The 366-nt window shown below is 43.2% G+C and carries 1 protein-coding gene; it reads right to left on the reverse strand.

The window, feature by feature from the left end; translation table 11 throughout:
- Nucleotides 1–120: 120 nt before the first annotated feature.
- The coding region (locus AB4585_RS28305) for a DUF3299 domain-containing protein (RefSeq protein ID WP_372172092.1) at nt 121–366 on the reverse strand (246 nt) is incomplete at its 5' end.

A 366-nucleotide genomic window follows, 5' to 3' on the forward strand; every position in this document is an offset into this window, starting at 1 on the left:
GCAAGATTTAGAAAGTCGAGAGTCAATGTCATGTCACACCCTGATATCTTTATGATTTGTTTGTATTTTAGTGGTATTTGTTACTCGATGACGCCCTTTATGCGCCATCAATCGAATAACTTAGTTGGTTTGATACAGTTCGACTTCCTGCGCCGACATCTGATATACCGTCTCAACATTGCTTGCGCCGTCGCTGTAGTTCACATTTGCTTTTGCAGCTTCATTAAACAGCTCGCCTTCTACCCAAACTGGTGTTTGCAAACTAACTAACTCAATGCCTTCCGGGTATTCAACCAATACAATCTGATTAGGTGGTGGCGGTGGCGTATGAATACACGCACCTGCAGTAGGCACTAAGAAGAACTT

It is taken from the genome of Vibrio sp. 10N.222.49.C9 (genome assembly GCF_041474985.1).
Lineage (GTDB): Bacteria > Pseudomonadota > Gammaproteobacteria > Enterobacterales > Vibrionaceae > Vibrio > Vibrio crassostreae_C.